This window comes from Exiguobacterium sp. s91 (assembly GCF_018618915.1).
Lineage (GTDB): Bacteria > Bacillota > Bacilli > Exiguobacteriales > Exiguobacteriaceae > Exiguobacterium_A > Exiguobacterium_A abrahamii.
In genome coordinates, this window is record NZ_JACSMZ010000001.1 from 382,829 (window position 1) to 404,194 (window position 21,366).

General features: G+C 50.0%; 18 protein-coding genes, 1 tRNA gene and 1 pseudogene. 17 read left to right on the forward strand and 3 right to left on the reverse strand.

Annotated features, from left to right (window positions below):
• Positions 1 to 26 precede the first annotated feature (26 nt).
• The 6 genes from KNQ06_RS01880 to KNQ06_RS01905 all read left to right on the forward strand — a co-directional run bounded on the left by KNQ06_RS01880 (position 27) and on the right by KNQ06_RS01905 (position 10,381).
• The gene (locus tag KNQ06_RS01880) at positions 27 to 1,436 is read left to right on the forward strand and encodes a M23 family metallopeptidase (protein WP_215147229.1); all 1,410 of its coding nucleotides are present in this window, start codon (positions 27 to 29) and stop codon (positions 1,434 to 1,436) included.
• Positions 1,437 to 1,530: 94 nt separating this feature from the next.
• Positions 1,531 to 2,955 (forward strand): S41 family peptidase, encoded by a 1,425-nt coding sequence (locus KNQ06_RS01885; RefSeq protein ID WP_133207688.1) that lies wholly within the window; start codon positions 1,531 to 1,533, stop codon positions 2,953 to 2,955.
• 22 nt (positions 2,956 to 2,977) lie between these two features.
• Positions 2,978 to 4,141: a PDZ domain-containing protein gene (locus KNQ06_RS01890; RefSeq protein WP_215147231.1), complete on the forward strand. Its 1,164-nt coding sequence runs from the start codon at positions 2,978 to 2,980 to the stop codon at positions 4,139 to 4,141.
• Positions 4,142 to 4,346: 205 nt separating this feature from the next.
• Positions 4,347 to 6,314, forward strand: a complete 1,968-nt coding sequence (uvrB, locus tag KNQ06_RS01895; RefSeq protein ID WP_023469235.1) for an excinuclease ABC subunit UvrB — start codon at positions 4,347 to 4,349, stop codon at positions 6,312 to 6,314.
• Position 6,315: 1 nt separating this feature from the next.
• A complete protein-coding gene (gene uvrA, locus KNQ06_RS01900) occupies positions 6,316 to 9,171 on the forward strand; it encodes an excinuclease ABC subunit UvrA (RefSeq protein ID WP_035396286.1) in 2,856 nt (951 codons plus the stop codon).
• Positions 9,172 to 9,271: 100 nt separating this feature from the next.
• Complete coding sequence (locus tag KNQ06_RS01905) at positions 9,272 to 10,381, forward strand: DUF4097 family beta strand repeat-containing protein (protein ID WP_035396288.1); 1,110 nt, start codon at positions 9,272 to 9,274, stop codon at positions 10,379 to 10,381.
• Positions 10,382 to 10,628: 247 nt separating this feature from the next.
• Here the strand turns inward: KNQ06_RS01905 and KNQ06_RS01910 are convergent, their stop codons facing one another.
• Positions 10,629 to 11,012 (reverse strand): hypothetical protein, encoded by a 384-nt coding sequence (locus KNQ06_RS01910; RefSeq protein ID WP_023469232.1) that lies wholly within the window; start codon positions 11,010 to 11,012, stop codon positions 10,629 to 10,631.
• A 126-nt stretch (positions 11,013 to 11,138) separates the two neighbouring features.
• Here KNQ06_RS01910 and hprK point away from each other — a divergent pair, with 126 nt between their 5' ends.
• From hprK to KNQ06_RS01965, 11 genes are all read left to right on the forward strand, one after another.
• Positions 11,139 to 12,074 carry an HPr(Ser) kinase/phosphatase gene (gene hprK, locus KNQ06_RS01915; protein WP_035396292.1) on the forward strand — a complete coding sequence of 312 codons (936 nt, stop codon included), beginning with the start codon at positions 11,139 to 11,141 and terminating at the stop codon, positions 12,072 to 12,074.
• Entirely contained in the window at positions 12,074 to 12,907 is an 834-nt protein-coding gene (gene lgt / locus KNQ06_RS01920; RefSeq protein WP_215147234.1) for a prolipoprotein diacylglyceryl transferase, read from the forward strand. Before hprK ends, lgt begins: the two co-directional genes overlap by 1 nt.
• 3 nt (positions 12,908 to 12,910) lie before the next feature.
• On the forward strand, positions 12,911 to 13,567 hold the full coding sequence (gene ppaX, locus KNQ06_RS01925) for a pyrophosphatase PpaX (RefSeq protein WP_069940929.1): 657 nt from the start codon (positions 12,911 to 12,913) through the stop codon (positions 13,565 to 13,567).
• The gene (locus KNQ06_RS01930; RefSeq protein ID WP_035396297.1) at positions 13,551 to 14,033 is read left to right on the forward strand and encodes an acyltransferase; all 483 of its coding nucleotides are present in this window, start codon (positions 13,551 to 13,553) and stop codon (positions 14,031 to 14,033) included. The genes ppaX and KNQ06_RS01930 overlap by 17 nt, the downstream gene beginning before the upstream one ends.
• A 30-nt stretch (positions 14,034 to 14,063) precedes the next feature.
• Positions 14,064 to 14,444 carry a sporulation phosphorelay system protein KapB gene (gene kapB / locus KNQ06_RS01935; RefSeq protein ID WP_023469227.1) on the forward strand — a complete coding sequence of 127 codons (381 nt, stop codon included), beginning with the start codon at positions 14,064 to 14,066 and terminating at the stop codon, positions 14,442 to 14,444.
• Between the two features lie 96 nt (positions 14,445 to 14,540).
• Positions 14,541 to 16,025 carry a tetratricopeptide repeat protein gene (locus KNQ06_RS01940; protein ID WP_215147236.1) on the forward strand — a complete coding sequence of 495 codons (1,485 nt, stop codon included), beginning with the start codon at positions 14,541 to 14,543 and terminating at the stop codon, positions 16,023 to 16,025.
• A 61-nt stretch (positions 16,026 to 16,086) separates the two neighbouring features.
• Positions 16,087 to 17,049: a thioredoxin-disulfide reductase gene (gene trxB, locus KNQ06_RS01945; RefSeq protein ID WP_023469225.1), complete on the forward strand. Its 963-nt coding sequence runs from the start codon at positions 16,087 to 16,089 to the stop codon at positions 17,047 to 17,049.
• Positions 17,050 to 17,160: 111 nt separating this feature from the next.
• Positions 17,161 to 18,030 carry an RNase adapter RapZ gene (gene rapZ, locus KNQ06_RS01950; RefSeq protein WP_050678698.1) on the forward strand — a complete coding sequence of 290 codons (870 nt, stop codon included), beginning with the start codon at positions 17,161 to 17,163 and terminating at the stop codon, positions 18,028 to 18,030.
• Positions 18,030 to 19,028, forward strand: coding sequence for a gluconeogenesis factor YvcK family protein (locus KNQ06_RS01955; RefSeq protein WP_035409984.1), 999 nt, complete (start codon positions 18,030 to 18,032; stop codon positions 19,026 to 19,028). The genes rapZ and KNQ06_RS01955 overlap by 1 nt, the downstream gene beginning before the upstream one ends.
• Entirely contained in the window at positions 19,025 to 19,981 is a 957-nt protein-coding gene (gene whiA, locus KNQ06_RS01960) for a DNA-binding protein WhiA (RefSeq protein ID WP_023469222.1), read from the forward strand. The genes KNQ06_RS01955 and whiA overlap by 4 nt, the downstream gene beginning before the upstream one ends.
• 82 nt (positions 19,982 to 20,063) lie before the next feature.
• Entirely contained in the window at positions 20,064 to 20,300 is a 237-nt protein-coding gene (locus tag KNQ06_RS01965; RefSeq protein ID WP_023469221.1) for a hypothetical protein, read from the forward strand.
• Between the two features lie 112 nt (positions 20,301 to 20,412).
• Here KNQ06_RS01965 and clpP read toward each other — a convergent pair.
• Both clpP and KNQ06_RS01975 read right to left on the reverse strand, forming a co-directional pair.
• Positions 20,413 to 20,997, reverse strand: a pseudogene (gene clpP / locus KNQ06_RS01970) (ATP-dependent Clp endopeptidase proteolytic subunit ClpP); the annotation flags it as partial.
• A gap of 182 nt (positions 20,998 to 21,179) precedes the next feature.
• Positions 21,180 to 21,255 (reverse strand) — tRNA-Arg (locus KNQ06_RS01975).
• Between the last annotated feature and the right edge of the window lie 111 nt (positions 21,256 to 21,366).

A 21,366-nucleotide genomic window follows, 5' to 3' on the forward strand; every position in this document is an offset into this window, starting at 1 on the left:
AATAAAATAGAGGAGAGATGCTTCTCATGAAAGTCCGATTCTATTCTGCCGTCCTGAGCTTAGCTTTGATTGGAACTAGTGTGTCCGTTGATGCCACGTCGAAAGAAGATTTGCTGAAGGAACAACAGGAGGTCGAAAGCCGTCTGAAAGAGACGGAACGATCACAGAATCAGACATCAGAGAAGTTGATCTTGACGAAACAGGAGCGCAAGGAAGCCCGTGCGCAACTGGATGAAGTCAACAGCCGTTTGGATGATTTAGCGCTTAAAATAGCCGATCAACAAGCGGCTGTTGCTGCATCTAAGGAACAATTGCGTCTGACGGAAGAAGCGATTTCCGAGACGTTGAAGGAACTGCATCAGCAAGAAGATTTGCTCGGAAGCCGATTGCGTGCCGTTCAGCAAAAAGGAGATGTCAAATACATCGAGGTCTTGCTCGACGCGAAGGATTTCGGTGATTTGATTTCGCGTTTCAGTACGGTCAGTGAGATCATCAAGCAAGACGATAACGTCTTGCAAGCCTATAAGGCGAACGTCAAGCAGCTGAACGAACAGCGCTCGGAACAAGCGTTATTACTGGAGAGCATGAAACAGGAACAACGGAAGTTACTCGTGCTTCAGACGCGGATCATCGCGGAGTCTGATTTGAAGCGAAAGCTCGTCGTCCAGTTGAACACAAAGGTCAAGGAACTACAACAAGAGCAGTTCTCGAAAGCCGAGGAGGCGGAAATCCTCGCGGATCAGCGTCGTCTGATCCAAAACGAATTGATTGCTCTGCAAGAAGCGGAACGGAAAGCAAAAGAAGAGGCGAAACGGAAAGCCGAAGAAGCGGCACGGGCAGCAGAAGCCAAGCGTCAAGCGGAAGCCGCAGAAGCTGCTGAAGCTGCACGAGAGGCAGCGGCACAACAGGAACAGAAACAAGGAGATGCGCCGCCGAAAGCAGAGACGCCAAAAACAGAGACGTCGGTTCCTGTGACCGAGACGCCAAGTGCAGCACCGGATACGAGTGTTGATGTCGACGTGAGTCGCCCGTTCCACTTACCAGTCAAAGGCTATGTTTCGTCACCATTTGGTCCGCGGAATAATCCATTGACAGGGAAACCGGAGTTGCATACGGGCATCGATCTCGTCAATGCGAAAGGAACTCCGATTCATGCGGCAGCTGGTGGTATCGTCCTCCGTGCCGGTAGTGCGACCGGTTATGGAAATGTCGTTATGGTGACGCATTTGATTGACAGACAGGTCTATACGACCGTCTATGCGCATCTTGACTCAATCAGTGTGTCTGCGGGACAAACGGTCATGCCAGGTCAAACGGTCGGGACGCTTGGCTCAACCGGCTGGTCGACTGGACCGCATCTGCATTTCGAATTGCATAAGGGAGAGTGGGCGGTCGGACAACCGAATGCAGTGGACCCGGCACCGTACATCTTTTGACATCCCATAGAATACCGAAAAGATAGGGTAACCTATCTTTTTTTGCTATACTGAAAAAAATACTGCGTTTTTTAACGGAAGTGGGGAATCAAGCGTGAAAAAATCTACAACAGCAGTCATCGCGGTCAGTACCTTCGGGCTTGGTTTAGGGGCAGGCGCCGTCGGAATGTTAGCGGCTGGCGGAACGGATTCTGTCTCGACGTCATCGTCGTCTGCGAATGCGACGGGTGATTGGAAAAAAGTTGATCAGGTTCGTCAAATGATCGAACAGAATTATCTAGAGGACGTGACAGATAAAGAACTGCTGGACGGTGCGCTATCTGGCATGGCGGAAGTGCTCGACGACCCATACTCGGTCTACATGGACGAGTCGGAGACAGCATCGTTCAATACGAATCTATCGTCTTCCTTCGAAGGGATTGGTGCGACGCTTGAACAAAAAGGTGAATCGATCGTCATCGTCTCACCGATTAAGGGATCACCCGCTGAAAAAGCCGGGATCAAACCTGGTGACGTCATCTTAGAAATCGACGGTAAGTCGACGAAAGGGCAAAAGACGGATCAGGCGGTCAAGAAAATCCGTGGTGAAAAAGGAACGAACGTCGTCCTAACAATTCAACGTAGTGGACAAGATGCGATGGACATCACGATCAAACGGGATACGATTCCGATCGAAACGGTCTATACGTCGACGGAAGACGTCAACGGGAAGAAAATTGGTGTCTTGCAAGTGACGCAGTTCTCAGAACCGACGGCTAAAGAGTTCGAGAAGGGGCTCGCGAAACTAGAGAGTCAGAACATCGATGGACTCGTCATCGACGTCCGTGGGAATCCGGGTGGTCTTTTGACGGCTGTCTCAAGCATGATTGCACCGTTCATTCCGAAGGACGTTCCGATTTATCAAGTCGAGAACAATAAAGGGGAGCGGCAGCAGGAATTCGGGAAGGCAGACGAGAAGAAACCTTATAACATCGTCGTGCTCGAAGACGGCGGATCAGCGTCAGCATCTGAGATTCTGGCAGCCGGTCTGAAGGAAGGTGCCGGGGCTGAGGTCGTCGGTACAAAATCGTTCGGTAAAGGCATCGTCCAAAGTGCGTATGATTTAAAGGACGGTAGTGATTTGAAGTTGACGACGAACAAATGGCTGACGCCGGACGGTAACTGGATCCATAAAAAAGGGGTCAAGCCAACGATTGAAGTCAAGCAACCAGCGTACTTCAACGTCACGAAAATCCTGACTGACAAAAAGTCGCTTGAAGTCGGCGATTACGGTAAATCGGTCGAAAACGCTCACCTGGTCCTTGAAGCAATCGGTTACGAGCCAAAAGGACAGGATGGGTATTTTGGTGACACGATGAAACAAGCCGTCGAAGCCTTACAAAAGGATGCGAAACTCGACGTCACTGGAAAAATCGATCAGCAGACAGCGGGTGAGATGGAGACACGTCTCCTGAAGAAACTCGAGGACGACAAAAATGACGTCCAGCGAAAAAAAGCACTCGAGGTCGCTGCTCAATAATAAGGAATGGAAAGAGGTCTGAATGCGCGTGGAATTACTCGATGAAATTGGTTGGACCGCGATTAGTCTCATCGCCAGTCCGACCTTGTGGTTAGCACTCCTTGTCAGTTGGGTCATCGGCATCCGGCGTGTCAAACGGGAACGCGGACTGTTCCGCTCCCGGACACACGGTAAACGAAGCGATGTCCTCGAAACACTTTTACCCGGGTTACTAATTGGTCTCGTCTTATCCGTCGTTAGTGGCTGGCTCGGATTGACGATGACGCCGCAATACGCTCTGTTGTTACTCGGGCTCTCAAGCGTCCTGCTGTTGGTCGGGATCGTCCGCTTAAACGTACCGCTTTGGCCGATCGTCTTGCTTGGACTTGCCGGTTGGTTCTTAATGGATTCACGTCTTGATCCGGTTCGAACGGTTGAGCCGAAAATGATTTTATTGCTTGCGACGTTAACGCTCGTCGCGGAATGTCTCCTCGTCTGGTGGCGCGGAAAGCGACGCCTGTCACCGTCACTCGTCGTTTCGAAGCGTGGTCGCTTCATCGGTGGGCTGTCAGCGAATAAACTTTGGCTATTGCCTTTGCTCGTCTTTGTTCCGGGCGACGTGCTTGAAGCCTGGTGGCCACGTTACAGCTTCCCAGAGCTCGTTCCGATCGTTCTCTGGTTACCGATCGGCTTCAGCTTCCTCTTTACGGGTAAGTTGCCGAAAGAATTGATGCGTCCGCTCGTTCAAGGACGTTTGATCACGAGTCTCGTTGCGATTCTCTTGACGGTTCTTGCATACGTCACCGGACAAGCTGAATGGCTGTACGGGATCGTTTTGCTGCTCGTCCTGCATATTGTTTTGCATCAGCGGGTCAAACGCTTGAACCGGGCACAGACACCATTGTTCCTCAATGGAACGCGTGGTGCCGTCATTCTCGGAACGCTACCTGATAAACCAGCTGCCGAGATGGGCTTGATTCCGGGCGAAGCGATTTATAAAGTCAATGGTGAGAAGGTCGATTCGGAAACATCGTTCTACGAAGCCATCCAAAAACACAAACCGTATCTACGTCTTGAAGTAATGAACCATAACGGCGACATCCGGTTTGCGCAACGTGCCTTCTACGAACAAGATCATCATGAACTTGGTATTCTGTTCGTCAACGAGCCGGTCCATGGTCGCACTAAAGTGCGGTCCTTGCATTAACGAGTACATCCCTGTCACGGAACAGCCGTGACGGGGATTTTTTTGTCGGCAGAAATATCGAGGATCAACACTCGAAGCAAAAAGAAACTTTTGCATCTTCGAAAAAAAGGGTAACTTCCTAAAAGGAGCACTTCATAATCGAATGTTTGTTCGTAAAGTGGTACAATAAAAATAGATTTTTTACGTGATGAGGGGGAAGCAAACGATGGATTTTGAACTCGTTTCACCATTTGAGCCAGGCGGTGATCAGCCGACGGCAATCGAAAAATTGGTGACTGGGCTAAAACAAGGCGAACGACATCAGACGTTGCTTGGGGCGACCGGTACCGGGAAGACGTTCACGGTCTCGAACGTCATCAAGGAAATCAAGAAACCGACGCTCGTCCTTGCCCACAACAAAACACTAGCGGGACAACTCTACTCGGAGTTCAAGGAATTCTTTCCGAACAATGCGGTCGAATACTTCGTTAGTTTTTATGATTATTATCAACCGGAGGCGTATGTCCCATCGACGGATACGTTCATTGAGAAGGACTCTTCGATCAACGATGAGATTGATAAACTACGTCACTCGGCGACGTCCGCCCTGTTCGAACGGGAGGACGTATTGATCGTTGCGTCTGTCTCCTGTATCTATGGTCTCGGTAACCCGGAAGAGTACAACAACCACGTCTTGTCACTGCGTGTCGGCAATGAGATGGGGCGTAACGAGATGCTCCGTCGTTTAATTGATATCCAGTATGAGCGTAACGACATCGATTTCCAGCGCGGACGGTTCCGCGTCCGCGGAGACGTCGTCGAAATCTTCCCGGCGTCACGTGACGAACAGTGTGTCCGGGTCGAGTTCTTCGGTGACGAGATTGAACGGATCCGTGACATGGACCCGCTGACAGGTGAGATCGTCGCGGACCGCGAACACATCTCAATATTCCCGGCGTCCCACTTCGTGACGGGGGATACCCGTCTGCAAAAAGCGATCGCGAACATCGAGAAGGAACTAGAAGTCCAACTTGCGAAATTACGCGAAGACAATCAGTTGCTCGAAGCGCAACGGCTCGAACAACGGACGAACTATGATCTTGAGATGATGCGTGAGATGGGCTATTGCTCCGGAATCGAGAATTACTCGCGTCACTTGAACTTGATGCCGGAAGGGGCAACACCGTATACGTTGCTTGACTACTTCCCGAAGGACTTCTTACTCGTTGCCGATGAGTCGCACGTCACGCTGCCGCAAATTCGCGGGATGTACAACGGAGACCAGGCGCGGAAACAAGTCCTCGTCGACCACGGTTTCCGTCTCCCGTCGGCAAAAGACAACCGTCCGTTACGGTTCGAGGAGTTTGAGGAAAAAGTCAGTCAGGCGATCTATATCTCGGCGACACCAGGACCGTATGAACTCGAACATTCAAAAGAGATGGTCGAGCAAATCATCCGTCCGACCGGTCTCGTTGATCCGACGATCGAGATCCATCCGATCACGGGACAAATCGATTACTTGATGGATAACATCCGTGACCGGGTCGCGAAGAACGAACGTGTTCTCGTTACGACACTGACGAAGAAGATGGCAGAAGACTTGACCGATTACTTGAAAGAGAATGGCGTCAAGGTCAACTACATGCACTCGGAGATCAAGACGCTGGAACGGATTGAAATCATCCGTGACTTGCGGCTCGGGAAATACGATGTCCTTGTCGGGATCAACTTGTTACGAGAAGGACTCGATATTCCGGAAGTCTCACTCGTGACGATTCTTGATGCCGATAAGGAAGGGTTCCTCCGGTCGGACCGTTCGCTGATTCAAACGATTGGTCGGGCGGCTCGGAACTCGGAAGGACACGTCATCTTGTTTGCTGATAAAGTCACCGATTCGATGCAACGCGCGATCGATGAGACGGAACGCCGTCGCGCAATCCAGATGGCGTTCAACGAAGAACATGGCATCACGCCTCAGACGATCAAAAAAGACGTTCGTGGTGTCATCAGTACGACGATCGAGAGCGACGACACCGTCGAAAAACTCGAGAAGTTCAACAAACTCAAAAAACCGGAGCGCGAAACGTTGCTTGAGCAGCTCGACCAAGAGATGCGTCAAGCGGCGAAAGACATGCAGTTCGAACGAGCTGCTGAGCTCCGCGACCTCATATTAGAATTGAAAGCAGGTGCCTAAGTTGGGAGAAAAGAAGAATCAGATTATCATCAAAGGCGCTCGCGTCAATAATCTACAAAACATCGATGTCGAAATCCCCCGCGATCAGCTCGTCGTCTTGACGGGCTTGTCCGGGTCAGGGAAATCATCGCTTGCCTTCGATACGATTTACGCGGAAGGACAACGGCGTTATGTCGAAAGTTTATCTGCCTATGCCCGTCAGTTCCTCGGACAGATGGATAAACCGGATGTCGACACGATCGAAGGACTGAGTCCAGCAATTTCAATCGACCAGAAGACGACGAGTAAAAACCCACGTTCAACAGTTGGAACGGTCACAGAGATCTATGATTATTTGCGTCTATTGTACGCACGGATCGGTAAACCGATTTGTCCGAATCACGGAATCGAGATTTCGAGCCAGACGATCAGTCAGATGGTCGACCAAGTGATGGAGTTGCCGGAGCGGACGCGTCTGCAAATTCTCGCGCCAATCGTTTCCGGACGCAAAGGAACGCACGTCAAGGTGCTCGACGATTTGAAGAAGGAAGGCTTCGTCCGCGTCCGTGTCAACGGAGAGACGATGGATCTCGCCGAAGAGATCACGCTTGAGAAAAACAAGAAACACTCGATCGAAGTCGTCGTCGACCGTGTCGTCGTGCGACCAGACGTCGAAGCCCGTCTTGCGGACTCACTCGAGACTGCACTTCGCCTCGCGGACGGTCGTGTCATCGTCGATACGATGGACGGCAACGAATTGTTGTTCAGCGAACATCATGCTTGTCCGATCTGTGGCTTCTCGATCGGCGAACTCGAACCACGGATGTTCTCGTTCAACTCACCGTTTGGTGCTTGTACGTCATGTGACGGTCTCGGAACGAAGCTTGAGGTCGATGTCGATCTCGTCGTGCCACATCCCGATAAGTCATTGAACGAAGGGGCAATCGTGGCGTGGGAACCGACGAGTTCGCAGTATTATCCACAACTGCTCAAAGCGGTCTGTGACCACTTCAAAATCGATATGGATACACCGTTCGAACAATTGTCAGAAGAACACCGTGAAACGATTTTGAACGGAAACACGAAGGAAGAGATCCACTTCCGTTATGAGAATGACTTCGGGATGGTCCGGAACACGAACCTCTACTTCGAAGGAGTCCTTAATAACTTACAACGTCGCTTCAAGGAGACGTCGTCTGATTATATACGGGAACAGATGGAAGGCTACATGGCGAAGAAGGCATGTCCGACGTGTAAAGGACACCGCTTGAAACGGGAATCGCTCGCCGTCAAAGTATCCGATCACCATATCGGTGAAGTGACGAAGATGTCTGTCAAACAAGCGGTCATGTTCTTCGACGAACTACCGGAGAAATTAAGTGAGAAGGATCAAACGATTTCGCGGATGATCGTCCGTGAGATTCACGAACGGGCGTCGTTCCTTGAGAACGTTGGTCTCGATTACCTGACGATCTCACGCGCAGCGGGGACATTGTCCGGTGGGGAAGCGCAACGGATTCGTCTTGCGACACAAATTGGTTCGCGTCTGACGGGCGTCCTCTACGTTCTCGATGAACCATCGATCGGTTTGCACCAACGCGATAATGATCGTCTGATCAATACGCTGAAGGCGATGCGTGATCTCGGGAATACATTGATCGTCGTCGAACACGATGAAGACACGATGATGGCAGCTGACTACTTGATCGATATCGGACCAGGAGCCGGCGATCACGGTGGATTCGTCACGGCAGCCGGGAAACCGGAAGAGTTGATGCAGGATGCGAACTCGTTGACTGGTCAATACTTGTCTGGGAAGAAGTTCATTCCTGTTCCGTCGACACGCAAAGAGCCGGACGGTCGGATGCTTCATATCCACAAAGCATCGGAAAACAATCTGAAGAACGTCGATGTCGACATTCCGCTTGGTCTGTTCGTCGCCGTCACCGGTGTCTCGGGCTCCGGGAAATCGACGTTGATCAATGAAATTCTCTATAAGACGATTGCGCACGAGATGAACCGGGCGAAGGAAAAACCGGGTGCCCATAAAGGGATCACCGGTCTGGATCAAATCGATAAGGTCATCGACATCGACCAGTCACCGATTGGACGGACACCGCGTTCGAACCCGGCAACGTATACCGGTGTCTTCGATGACATTCGTGACGTCTTTGCTTCGACGAACGAAGCGAAACTCCGTGGTTACAAAAAAGGACGTTTCAGTTTCAACATCAAGGGTGGACGCTGTGAAGCGTGTCGTGGCGACGGCATCATCAAGATCGAGATGCACTTCTTACCGGACGTTTATGTTCCGTGTGAAGTCTGTCACGGGAAACGCTACAACCGCGAAACACTCGAAGTGAAGTATAAAGGCAAAACGATTGCTGATGTCCTTGAGATGACGGTTGAAGATGCCCTTGCTTTCTTCGAGAACATTCCGAAGATCACGCGTAAATTACAGACGATCGCTGACGTTGGACTCACGTACATGCGTCTCGGTCAACCAGCGACGGAGCTGTCCGGCGGGGAAGCGCAACGTGTTAAATTGGCGTCCGAGTTGCATAAGCGCTCGACTGGGAAGACGATCTATATTCTCGATGAGCCGACGACAGGACTGCACGTCCATGATATCGCTCGTCTGTTGAAAGTCTTGCAACGTCTCGTCGACAATGGTGATACGGTACTCGTCATCGAACACAATTTAGACGTCATCAAGACGGCAGACTACTTGATTGATCTTGGACCAGAAGGGGGCGACGGTGGCGGAACGATCGTTGCTGCCGGGACACCGGAACACATCGCTGAAGTCGAAGCATCTTACACGGGACGATACCTCGCACCTGTCCTTGAACGCGATGCGGCACGAATTGAATCGTGAAACTTTTGTGGATGAGGATTCGTAGGAAGGAACTAAGGGAACTTAAACGAAAGTATCATGTAACACACGTTTGAGGTTCAAGAATAGGAGGGAACGGTTCATGAAGCAAGATATGCGTCAATTGATATTGGAGCAAGTCAAAGAAGGAAAGTTAACGATTGATGAGGCACTCGATAAACTCGAGCGGCTCGAAGCGATCGACGAACGTGCAACTTCTGCCAGTGAACATAAGTACGTCGATGAACCAGAACAATATGATCGGGTCGACCAGTATTCCGTCGATTCACTGACGACGAAAGTCATGTCAGCGTTCGATAATCTCGTCAGCCGGATCAAGGACAGTGATCTTTCGCTTAATCAGGCGTCCGGTCCGAACGTCACCTACGTCAAACAATTCCCGTTCAGCGGTGAGACGGTTCACGTCGATCTGTTCAATGCGAACTTGGTCGTCGAACCGAGTGATCTTGAAGAATGTGAATTGACGGTGACAGGACGTCCGCTCCGTCGCCAACAGGTGACGGAAGAACAGGCGCTTGAGCAACTTCAAGCTGCCGTGCAACACGCGGTATCGGCGAACACACTCTCGATCCGTTTGAAGGATAAGAGTGTCCGTGCGACAGTCCATCTGAAAGTACCACGCCGTCATTACGAATCATTCGTCTTACAGACGTTGAACGGGGAAATTTCGTTGACGTCACTCGATACGACATCCGCTCAACTGATGACAGCAAACGGTCGAGTCAACGTCCGTGATCTGTTCAGTGAGGATGTCAAAGTATCGACAGCGAACGGTTCGATCGAAATCGAAGAGTCGGAGTTGAAAGTCTTGAAGGCGAAGACAGCTAATGGACAAATCATCACGACAGGTGTCTTCGAACGTTCAGAACTAAAAACGGCGAACGGAAACGTCCGCTGCGAGCTGAAGACCGTGCAAAACGCGAAGGTCAAAGCGTCGTCGCTTGCCGGAAGCATCGCCCTAATGTTGCCGCATGGCGCAGAAGTGTACGGGGAGCTTGAGACGAACTTCGGTGGTCTCAACTGCAACCTCGATGACATGGAATTAATCCGGGATCAAAAAGAGATCGTCAACCGGAAGCTCCATTTCGTATCAGGTCGCGGTCGCTCACCAAAAATCGAGGTTGAAGCGGATACGAAGACAGGTACGATTTCGGTCACGCATGGTGTTCACCTCAGTCCACAAGCATTATAAGCATACGAGCGCAACTTCTTGAAAAAGAGGTTGCGCTTTTTTTATGACGTCGCATCCGCTTTGCGTGCTTTCCTCAGGCGAGACACAAGCCGCGGCTACGTCGTTCTAGGAACGAGTAGCCGGGTCTCGTTTGTCTCTGACAGCGCGGATGTCCGCGCTTTTTCCTGTAGGAGTCACGCGAGCGGGGCTTCGTCAGCTGCATATACAAAAACACCCATCCTTACTGAAAAGGATGGGTGTAGCTACATCAATAATCGTAATCCTGATCCATCATCGGCTCGTCGAAATTCATGTTCTCGATATTATTCATATCGTAACCGAACGAGAGTAAGGCAATGACACCGATGATTGCAAGAACGATCGAAACGAGAATCAGACCGATTCCGAGCCAACTCTTTCCGCGTGCGCGATTCCAATAGAAGATGATCGCGAGGACGTAGGAAATGAATGAACCACTGATGAAGATTCCGATGATTGAGATGATGAAGAATAAGAGGGCAGTTTGATCTTGATTACGCGAATACGCTTTCCACATATCAATCAGTGAGATGATGAGATAGACGAAACCAGCAATCGCTAGAACCGCAAATAAGATAATGACTAAAATTAATCCGATACCACCGCCTGACATCACGGCAAAACCTCCTTCAAAATATTAACTCTTTATTCCATTCCCAAGAAATCATGCTTCTAATCCAATTCCATGAATCCAATAAAAATATGGTACAATACTTCAAGTGAAAGGGGCTGACGAAGCGTGCAACCAAAAGTGCGAACAGCTGAAATCGTAAAACAATTCAATCTCCACATCGTCACGGGAGAAGAGGGCTTACATCGTCCGATTCTGACGGCTGATTTGTGCCGACCTGGCCTTGTGCTTGCCGGTTATTATGCCTATTACCCGGCAGAACGTCTCCAGATTCTCGGAAAAACAGAATTGACGTTCTTCAATAATTTAACGTACGAGGAACAACGCGAACGAGCGAATGTCCTCTGTACGGATGAAACACCTGGTATCTTGATCACACGTGGATTCGAAGTACCGGAAGCGATCATCCAAGCCGCAGACGAGACGAACGTGCCACTGTTGACGACAAAAGGGCATACGACATCGGTCGAGTCACAGATCACGAACTTCCTCGAAGCGGAACTTGCGCCAACGACAGCGATGCATGGTGTCCTCGTCGATATCTATGGTGTCGGTGTCTTCATCAAAGGGGCAAGTGGTGTCGGTAAATCGGAAACGGCACTCGAACTCGTTAAGCGAGGTCACCGCCTAGTGGCAGATGACTCAGTTGAGATTCGTCAAACTGGTGACGGGATTCTCGTTGGGACAGCACCGAAGTTGATTCAACATCTGCTTGAGATTCGTGGAATCGGGATCATCGATGTGATGACGTTGTTCGGTGCAGGTGCGGTTCGCTCGCATAAGAAGATCAGCCTCGTCTGTAACCTCGAGATTTGGGATCAATCGAAAGTCTATGACCGCGTCGGTCTGGATCAAGAGACACTCCAAATCATCGATACGGAAATCCCGTTCCTGACGATTCCGGTTCGTCCCGGACGAAACCTTGCTGTCATCATCGAAGTCGCAGCGATGAACTATCGTCTGAAGAACATGGGCATCAACACAGCAGAAGAATTCGCGGGACGTCTCGCGCAAGCAATTGAAGATGGGAATGGTGGTCTTTGATGGGAACTTTAGCCTCTGTACAACCAACGTTTGACCGCGTGGCGATTGAACTCGGTCCTGTACCGATTTACTGGTACGGGATCGTCATCGCACTCGGTGCGGTCGTCGGTCTCCTGATTGCGATCTTCGAGTCGAAGCGGATCGGCTTCAACGAAGAGTACGCGGTCGATGTCGTCATCTGGTCGATTCCGATCAGTATCATCTGTGCCCGGATTTACTACGTCGCGTTCGAGTGGGATTACTATAGTCAACATCTTGACCAAATCATCAACATCCGCCAAGGTGGGATTGCGATCCACGGTGCAATCATCGGCGCGATTTTGACGGTCATCATCTATACGCGTAAGAAAAAGATCTCGTTCTGGCAAATCGCTGATATCTTGGCACCATCGCTCTTGTTCGGGCAAGCTGTCGGACGCTGGGGTAACTTCTTCAACCAAGAAGCACACGGTGGCGAGACGACATGGTCGTACTTACAAGATACGCTCCACTTACCGAACTGGATCGTCAATCAGATGTACATTGATGGAACATACTATTTACCGACGTTCCTCTATGAAAGCATCTGGAACATCATCGGTGTCATTCTGTTGATCGTCTGGCGGATGAAGTTCAATCCACGTCGTGGGTATATCTTCCTCGGTTATCTCGTGTGGTATTCAATCGGACGCTACTATATCGAAGGTCTCCGGACGGACAGTCTGTTGATGGGAGATGGACTCCGGACGGCGCAAATCGTCTCAATCTGTTTGATCATCTTCGGTGTGATCATGATGGTCGTTCGCCGCAATGCCGTTCGTTACTTGGACGGTTCGAAAAAGGAGGCGAAGTAATCGATGATTCGCACGCTACTGTTTGATTTAGATGGAACGTTGATTGATACGAATCCATTGATCTTAAAAAGCTTCGAGCATACGCTCAGTTACTATTATCCGGACCGGACGTTCACGGAAGCGGAACTGCTTCCGTTCATCGGTCCGACGCTAGAAAAATCGTTCTCGGCGATGAATGCAGAACAGTGGAAAGAGATGGTCGCTTTTTACCGTAGCTACAACATCGCGATGCATGACGCGCTCGTGCTCGAGTATCCAGGTGTGCTTGACGGATTACGTCGTCTGCATGAAGCAGGATACAAGATGGCGGTCGTCACGTCGAAGAGTCGTCGTGTCGCTCTTCGCGGTATCGAGTTATTCGGATTGACGTCACTCTTTGACGCGGTCATCGCAGCCGACGACGTAACGGAAGAAAAACCAGCCGTCGAGCCGTTCGAAAAAGCGATGCAGTTGCTTGGATCAACAGCAGACGAAACGATCATGGTCGGTGACAACGATACGGACATTCTCGGTGGTAAGAACGCGGGACTGAAGACAGTCGCGGTCGGTTGGGCGATCAAAGGACGCGCGTACTTAGAAGCCCTCGAGCCGGACGTCATCATTGATTCGATGGACCATCTTGCTGCTTGGCTGGAGGAACAAAATGGCGCGGCGAACTGATCGGTTTCAGGTTGGCACGACGAATCCACTCTGGCACATGTACCGGACGGTGTCGTTCTTTAAAGTGATGTGGTGCTTTACGATCATCACGATCGGGCGTTTTGCTCCGTCGCTACGTTTTAAGAACGCGCTCTACCGGACATGTCTTCGGATGAAGATCGGGGAGAAGACGGCACTTGCCTTGATGGTGATGCCGGACACGATGTTCCCGGAGCGGATCACGATTGGTGACAATACGATCATCGGCTTCAATACGACGATTCTCTGTCATGAATATTTGACGACGGAGTATCGTTTAGGTGACGTCGTCATCGGAAGTAATGTTTTGATCGGTGCGAACGTGACGATCCTACCGGGCGTAACGATCGGAGATGGTGCTGTCGTTGGTGCCGGATCAGTCGTTCACCGAGACATTGCACCGAACGAACGCGTCTCAAGTCAGCCGCTTCGCCGGCACGAAATGTGACAAAACTGTGAGAAGGAAGAAGGAAAAAAGATGACGCACATCCGCTTTACGTATAAGACAGGAAAGTATTTCGGAAGATTATTCGCCGAACGTCCACAAGGTCTCGTCGTTGAGGTGTTGGCTGTTGAGAAGCATCCCGTTCAAGGAGATCTTCACCAACCGAACCAAGTCGATGTTCCACTCTTCCATATCCGGACCGCCTTGCATAAGCACGAAAAGATCACGGTTTCGCCCGCAGTCGTTTATGCGTATGACGGAGAGATTCCGGATTATGCGACGAGCTTACGGCAGGCATATGACAAGGACGTGGCACGTCTTGAAGGACTGAATCCAGAGACGGATGCTTTTGTACGAAAATGCTTAGAGAATTACAAAGAACTGGAATCGATTTATGCGAAACGCTGGGGATGAACTCCGGCGTTTTTTTCTGTTGCATGCCTCCTAGAGATAGGGTATTCTTGTGTCTGCAACTACGAAACCAGTTTACTATTTATGGGGGCTTGAATCATGATGGAATTAACCAAATACAAAGCAGACCCCTTTGCGATAACAGCGCGCCAAGCGGAACTTTTTTATTTCCGCGGACGGAAGGCGCACCGGGAAGGGCGACTGGACGAAGCCGTCTATCATTTAGATGAGGCGACGACACTTCAGCCAGCGGACATCCGTTATTTGCTCCGTTATGCCCGTGTCTTATTCGAGACAGGAGAAATCAATCATGCGAATGATGTCTTGAAACAAGTACGCGCACTCGACGCATCAAATACGGAAGCACTCTTTTATTTAGCGAATAACTACGCACACGTCTCACTTTACGAAGAAGCGCGACAACATGCGATGGAATATTTAGAGCAAGCACCAAACGGCAAACACGCGGAGGCATCGGCCGCACTCGTGGAACTGATTGATCTCGAACAAGAGATGGAAGACGACGAAGAGGACGAATTGATTCGTCTGCACGGTCAGGCACAACGCCAGATCGATAAAGGAATGCTGTTCGCGGCACAGGAGACGTTGACTGGACTAATTACCCAGTACCCGACGTTCTGGCCTGCCTACAACAACCTTGCAATCGTTGAGTTCTATTTAGGAGAGAACGATCAAGCATTCGCTTCCCTTGAACGGGTCCTTGAAGGGAATCCGGGGAATTTGCATGCCCTTTGTAACACGCTCGTCTTGCTACACGAGATGGGTCAGGACGAAGAGGCGCACCGTCTCTCTCGTCAGCTCGAACACGTCCGTTCCGTGCACCTTGAGACACGTTATAAGGTCGCGTCGACGTTAGCGATCATCGGACGATACGATATCGCCTATGAAGAGTTGAAGTTGCTTGAGCGTCGCGGTTACCGGGGAGACCCACTCTTTGGGCACTGGTTATCAATCTCTGCCTATAAAACAGGACACGTCGAAGAAGCAGCCGCTTTCTTGAAGTCGGACGAAGCACAAGCGTTAAAGGAAGAGACGGATACGTATGACATTCGGCACAACCTTCAGTTTCGCTCGGCACTCATCCAAGCGCTAAAGACAGAAGATGATGTCTCGCGGATCTTTACGGCACTTCTCCTTGGTAAACTGAACGATGCTGAAGCACGGCTTGCATTGTCGATGATGCCAGAAGTGACAGATCAGGAAGACGTTCTGTTATTGACGGAACAGATTGTCATCGAGATGGAAGGACGGACTGATGTCGTGGATGAACGCATTCACCGGGCATTGCAGACGATCCGTCTTGCGGAACGATTCGTTTCAGACGAAGAACGGATGAGTCTCGAAGGTGATTTTTATGAACGCTTCGCACAGCTCGTCTTAAGCGGAGAATCGTTCGATTCGATTGAAGCATCCGCTGCATCACTGCTTTATCTGTTCCATGATTTACGGGACGGGATGTTGATCGAGGAATGTGCATCACTCGTCGATTGTTCGTTTGATCACGTCGCATCGATGATCCGGACACATGAACGGATGCTGGCACCGCTACAAGCAAAGTGTTAGACGTTTAGGCGATTCTCACCTATACTCAAACTACAATGAAATTTAAAAATGGGGTGGAATCATGGCGGAAACAGAACAAAAAATTTATGACGTCATCATCATCGGGGCAGGACCTGCTGGGATGACAGCCGCACTTTATGCATCACGTGCGAACCTTTCGACATTGATGATCGAACGCGGGATTCCGGGCGGTCAGATGGCGAACACAGAAGATATCGAGAACTACCCAGGATACGATAGCATCCTCGGACCCGATCTCTCGCAAAAAATGTTCGACCACTCGAAAGCATTCGGCGCAGAATATGCGTACGGAGACGTTCGAAGCATCGAAGACGGTAAAGCATACAAAACGATTCACGCACACAACAAAGATTACTACGCACGGGCGATCATCATCGCGTCTGGTGCACAATATAAAAAAATCGGCGTACCGGGTGAAGAAGAGCTCGGCGGTCGCGGTGTCTCGTACTGTGCTGTCTGTGATGGCGCGTTCTTTAAAGAAAAAGAACTCTTCGTCATCGGTGGGGGCGACTCTGCGGTTGAAGAAGGCGTCTACTTGACACGCTTCGCGAAAAAAGTCACGATCGTACACCGTCGTGACGAGCTCCGCGCTCAAAAGATTCTTCAAAAACGTGCGTTCGACAACCCGAAAATCGACTTCATCTGGAACCATACGGTTAAACAGATTAACGAACAAGACGGGAAAGTCGGCGGCATTGAGCTGATCAATACAAAAACAGCTGACGTAACGACGCATCCGATCGATGGTGTCTTCATCTACATCGGGATGAACCCGATCACTGGTTACGTCCAAGATCTCGGCATCTTGAACGACCAAGGCTACGTCGTGACGAACGAAGCGATGGAAACGAACATCAAAGGCATCTTTGCTGCTGGTGACGTGCGTGAAAAAACATTGCGCCAAGTCGTTACAGCAACGAACGATGGTTCGATTGCAGCGCAAAATGCACAGCATTTCATCGAAGCGTTGCTCGAAGAATTACAAGAATCCTCACACGCATAATATCGAACCAGTTTCATTGAAGGACACTTCAGTGAAGCTGGCTCTTTTTTTATGATATACTGAGAAAGAAGTGAAAAATACACACGGAACTGTTGTCTGGAGGGCGAAAAGATGGAACAGAATCAACCGCAACTTGTCATCATCACGGGTATGAGTGGGGCTGGGAAGACTGTCGCAATGAACAGCTTTGAGGACTTAGGCTATTTTTGTGTCGACAATCTACCCCCGACGTTACTGCCGCATCTCATCGAAGTCATCGGACAAGTGCGTCCTAAAATCGCCGTTGCCATCGATACCCGCGCGCGTGATTTCATCGACAGCTTTTTTGTCGTCTATGAGGATTTAAAGAAAACGGACTTACAAATCCGAATGCTGTATCTTGATGCACGAAACGATGTCCTCGTACGTCGTTATAAGGAATCGCGTCGTTCGCACCCGCTCGCACCGACGGATTCCCCATTGATCGGGATCGAACGGGAGCGGACGTTGCTCGAAGGATTCCGTGATAAGGCACAGATGCTGATTGATACGAGTGACATCAAGCCGCTTGCACTGAAAGAGCGTCTCTTGAAGGAGTTCACGGAAGGCACGCGGATTCCGTTCACGGTCAACGTCATGTCGTTCGGTTTCAAACACGGCTTACCGCTTGATGCCGATCTCGTCTTTGACCTGCGCTTCTTACCGAATCCGTTCTACATTCCAGAGCTGCGTCCAAAAACAGGACTCGACGAGGAAGTCGCGTCGTACGTCATGCAATGGCCGGAAGCGAAGCTGTTCTATAAAAAACTTGTCGATTTGCTCGAGTTCCTGATTCCACAATACGAGCGGGAAGGGAAGTCGCAACTCGTCATCGCCCTCGGTTGTACAGGCGGGAAACACCGCTCGATTACGTTCGCGGAAGCGATCAGTAAAGAATTTGCGACGCAGTATCACATCGAGACGAATCACCGGGATTATGTGCATGCGAAGGAGGAGAAGTGATGAAATGGGAACGTAAAGTCGTCGCTGTCGGTGGCGGGACGGGACTCTCGACGCTTCTTCGTGGACTGAAGCATTATCCGCTCGACATCACAGCCATCGTCACGGTCGCTGATGACGGCGGCAGTTCTGGTCGTCTGCGGACGGAATTCAACATGTTGCCGCCGGGCGATATCCGAAACGTCATCGTCTCCTTATCGAAGTCGGAGACGTTGATGGACCGAATCATGCAGTACCGGTTCGAGACTGGGGAAGGCTTACACGGGCATTCGCTCGGAAACCTGATGCTGACGGCAGCAACCCAGCTCTGTAACGGTTCGTTCGTCGAAGCAATCGGCGTCATGGGACAACTGTTGAACGCGGAAGGAAAAGTCTATCCGGCGACAGAGCGGACGATCACGTTATGTGCTGAGTTCGAGGACGGAACGATCGTCAAAGGTGAGTCGTTGATTCCGAAGGTCGGTAAGAAGATTGAACGGATCTTCCTTGAAGAACAAGACGTCCGTCCGGTACCGGAAGCGATTCAGGCGATTCTTGACGCCGACGTCATCGTCCTTGGTCCGGGTAGTCTCTATACGAGTATCATCCCGAACGTCCTGATCGATGAGATCCGGGAAGCGATCCAACAATCACTGGCTCCGGTCGTCTATATTTGTAACGTCATGACGCAACCCGGCGAGACGACGGCGTTCACAGCGAATGAACATTTAGCGGCACTGGAACGCTTCCTTGGACAAGGCGTCGTTGATACGATCATCGTCAACAACGAATCGATCGATGCGAGTTACCTGAAGAAATACCAGAAGGATCACGCTGACATCGTCACCTATAATGAAAAACAATTCGAGCTCGCTGGCGTTGAAGTGCTGGCAGACGATATCGTCGATTACAATCATCACTTCATTCGTCATGACTCAGATGCCGTCGCAAGCCTCGTCATGCGAAAAGTGTTGTCGATTCGACGGATGCGTCAACTCGAAGGAAAGGAGGAGCTGACATGAGCTTTGCCTCAGAAGTCAAAAAAGAATTAACGCAGATTCCGATCACCGATCACGAGATGAAGGCGGAACTCGCGGCACTCGCTCGGATGAACGGTGCGATCTCGTTCGGTCTCGGACGTGGTCTGACACTCGATATCTCGACCGAGAATGCCTCAATTGCCCGTCGAATCTACTCATTGCTAAAAAAAGCATATGGTGTCCATCTCGATCTGCTCGTGCGGAAGAAAATGCGTCTGAAAAAGAATAACGTCTACATCGTCCGCGTCAAACAACAGGCGGATAAGATTTTGCAAGACCTCGGAATCCTCGGAGAGGGGTTCACGATGATTCGTTCAATCAGTGATACGATCCTCAACGATGAACGAAAAGCGCGGGCGTATTTACGAGGGGCGTTCCTCGCCGGGGGTTCGCTCAACAATCCCGCGACGTCGTCGTATCACTTGGAGATCTTCAGCTTATATGAAGAACATAATGCAGCGCTCCGTGGTCTATCGAACGTCTTTGATTTGAACGCGAAAGCAATCGAACGGAAAAAGGGACATATCCTCTACATCAAGGAGAGCGAGAAGATTTCCGATTTCCTCAAGCTCGTTGATGCGACACAATCGATGCTGCGGTTCGAGGACGTCCGGATCTTAAAAGATATGCGTAACTCGGTCAACCGTCTCGTCAACTGTGAGACGGCAAACCTCAACAAAACGGTTGGTGCGGCATTACGCCAAGTCGAGAACATCAAGTTCCTCGAGCGGACGGTCGGACTCGATGTCTTACCGGATAAGTTGAAGGAAATCGCGATCTTGCGCGTGACACATCAAGACGTCACGTTACAAGAGCTCGGTGAGATGGTCGAAAGCGGCTCCATCTCAAAATCTGGGATCAATCACCGGTTGCGGAAGATTGATCAAATCGCTGAAAAAGTACGGAATGGAGAGTCGATGACAGGGGCCTTATAAGAGGGTCGCTTGCGGGATGAACCATAGTCTACTATAATATATAGTCGATGCAACTAAATGTTCGAATTAAGGAGTTTTTGAAATGGCTAACGAAAAGAAACGTATTTCGCTGACAGTCGATGCGAAGTTTGATGAAGTGTTAACAAAAAAAGCAAAATCAATCGGTGTACCGAAAAGCACACTCGTTGCGTTCGCAACATCTTTATTCCTGAAACAATTACAAGCAGAAGAAGAGCTTTCGCCACATGCGAACGCGATCTACTCGCTGATTCGTGAAAACCACGATATCGTTTCAGACATCACAGACTTGATCGACTGATCATCGACCTCTCGTTCTATAAGGAACGGGAGGTTTTTTTGTATGCAACGATAAGCGACAAGACTTTATGGATACAAAAAAAGTGCCTCCCGAAGGAGACACTCTGGATGACTTATGCACGTTCCATGACGCGGTCGATGAGACCGTAATCAGCAGCAGCTTGTGCTGACATGAAGTTGTCACGCTCTGTATCGCGTTCGATGACTTCAAGTGGTTGTCCTGTGTTTTCAGCCATGATTTTGTTGAGGTGCTCACGCATTTTGATGATACGCTCCGCATGGATTTTGATATCCGATGCTTGACCTTGTGTACCACCGAGTGGTTGGTGGATCATGATTTCAGCGTTTGGTAACGCGAAACGTTTTCCTTTTGCGCCTGCTTGGAGCAAGAACGCACCCATCGATGCTGCCATACCGATACAAATCGTTGAGACTTGTGGCTTGATGAAGTTCATTGTATCGTAAATCGCCATACCGGCAGTGATCGAACCACCTGGGCTGTTGATGTAAAGCGAGATTTCTTTATCTGGATCTTCTGCTGCTAAGAACAGAAGTTGGGCAACGACTGAGTTGGCGACGTTGTCGTCAATCGCGCTCCCAAGAAGAATGATGCGGTCTTTTAGCAAACGTGAGTAGATATCGTAAGCACGTTCCCCGCGGTTTGTTTGTTCGATGACTGTTGGAATTAACATAGTCTTTGCCTCCTTATAGTTGGTATGTAGCTTCCTATTCGACTTATCCTTATCATAATCCTTTGGTCAATATTGGTCAAAAGATACGATGCGACTTTTAGGTATTTTTCCATTACAAGGGCAAATGAAACATATCAATATAGAAAAAAGGCAACGCCATTGCTGGCATTGCCTTGTAGTTGAATAAATGGTACACCCGGAGAGATTCGAACTCCCGACACCTGGTACCGGAAACCAGTGCTCTATCCCCTGAGCTACGGGTGCATCTGATGTACTGAACAATTAATAGTATAGCGACATTTTTTCAGAAAAGCAATAGGGAAGGATGACTTTTCTTTTCCTGAGCGGTTCGAGAAAGGTTCAGAGCATGTTTTT

Bases quoted from the DNA above. Each gene is read 5' to 3' on its own strand.
- KNQ06_RS01965 (WP_023469221.1), top strand. From the start codon at position 20,064: ATGGCTAACGAAAAGAAACGTATTTCGCTGACAGTCGATGCGAAGTTT.
- trxB (WP_023469225.1), top strand. From the start codon at position 16,087: ATGGCGGAAACAGAACAAAAAATTTATGACGTCATCATCATCGGGGCA.
- kapB (WP_023469227.1), top strand. From the start codon at position 14,064: ATGACGCACATCCGCTTTACGTATAAGACAGGAAAGTATTTCGGAAGA.
- KNQ06_RS01940 (WP_215147236.1), top strand. From the start codon at position 14,541: ATGATGGAATTAACCAAATACAAAGCAGACCCCTTTGCGATAACAGCG.
- KNQ06_RS01930 (WP_035396297.1), top strand. From the start codon at position 13,551: ATGGCGCGGCGAACTGATCGGTTTCAGGTTGGCACGACGAATCCACTC.
- KNQ06_RS01905 (WP_035396288.1), top strand. From the start codon at position 9,272: ATGAAGCAAGATATGCGTCAATTGATATTGGAGCAAGTCAAAGAAGGA.
- KNQ06_RS01910 (WP_023469232.1), bottom strand. From the start codon at position 11,012: ATGTCAGGCGGTGGTATCGGATTAATTTTAGTCATTATCTTATTTGCG.
- KNQ06_RS01955 (WP_035409984.1), top strand. From the start codon at position 18,030: ATGAAATGGGAACGTAAAGTCGTCGCTGTCGGTGGCGGGACGGGACTC.
- uvrB (WP_023469235.1), top strand. From the start codon at position 4,347: ATGGATTTTGAACTCGTTTCACCATTTGAGCCAGGCGGTGATCAGCCG.
- KNQ06_RS01880 (WP_215147229.1), top strand. From the start codon at position 27: ATGAAAGTCCGATTCTATTCTGCCGTCCTGAGCTTAGCTTTGATTGGA.
- rapZ (WP_050678698.1), top strand. From the start codon at position 17,161: ATGGAACAGAATCAACCGCAACTTGTCATCATCACGGGTATGAGTGGG.
- whiA (WP_023469222.1), top strand. From the start codon at position 19,025: ATGAGCTTTGCCTCAGAAGTCAAAAAAGAATTAACGCAGATTCCGATC.
- lgt (WP_215147234.1), top strand. From the start codon at position 12,074: ATGGGAACTTTAGCCTCTGTACAACCAACGTTTGACCGCGTGGCGATT.
- KNQ06_RS01890 (WP_215147231.1), top strand. From the start codon at position 2,978: ATGCGCGTGGAATTACTCGATGAAATTGGTTGGACCGCGATTAGTCTC.
- ppaX (WP_069940929.1), top strand. From the start codon at position 12,911: ATGATTCGCACGCTACTGTTTGATTTAGATGGAACGTTGATTGATACG.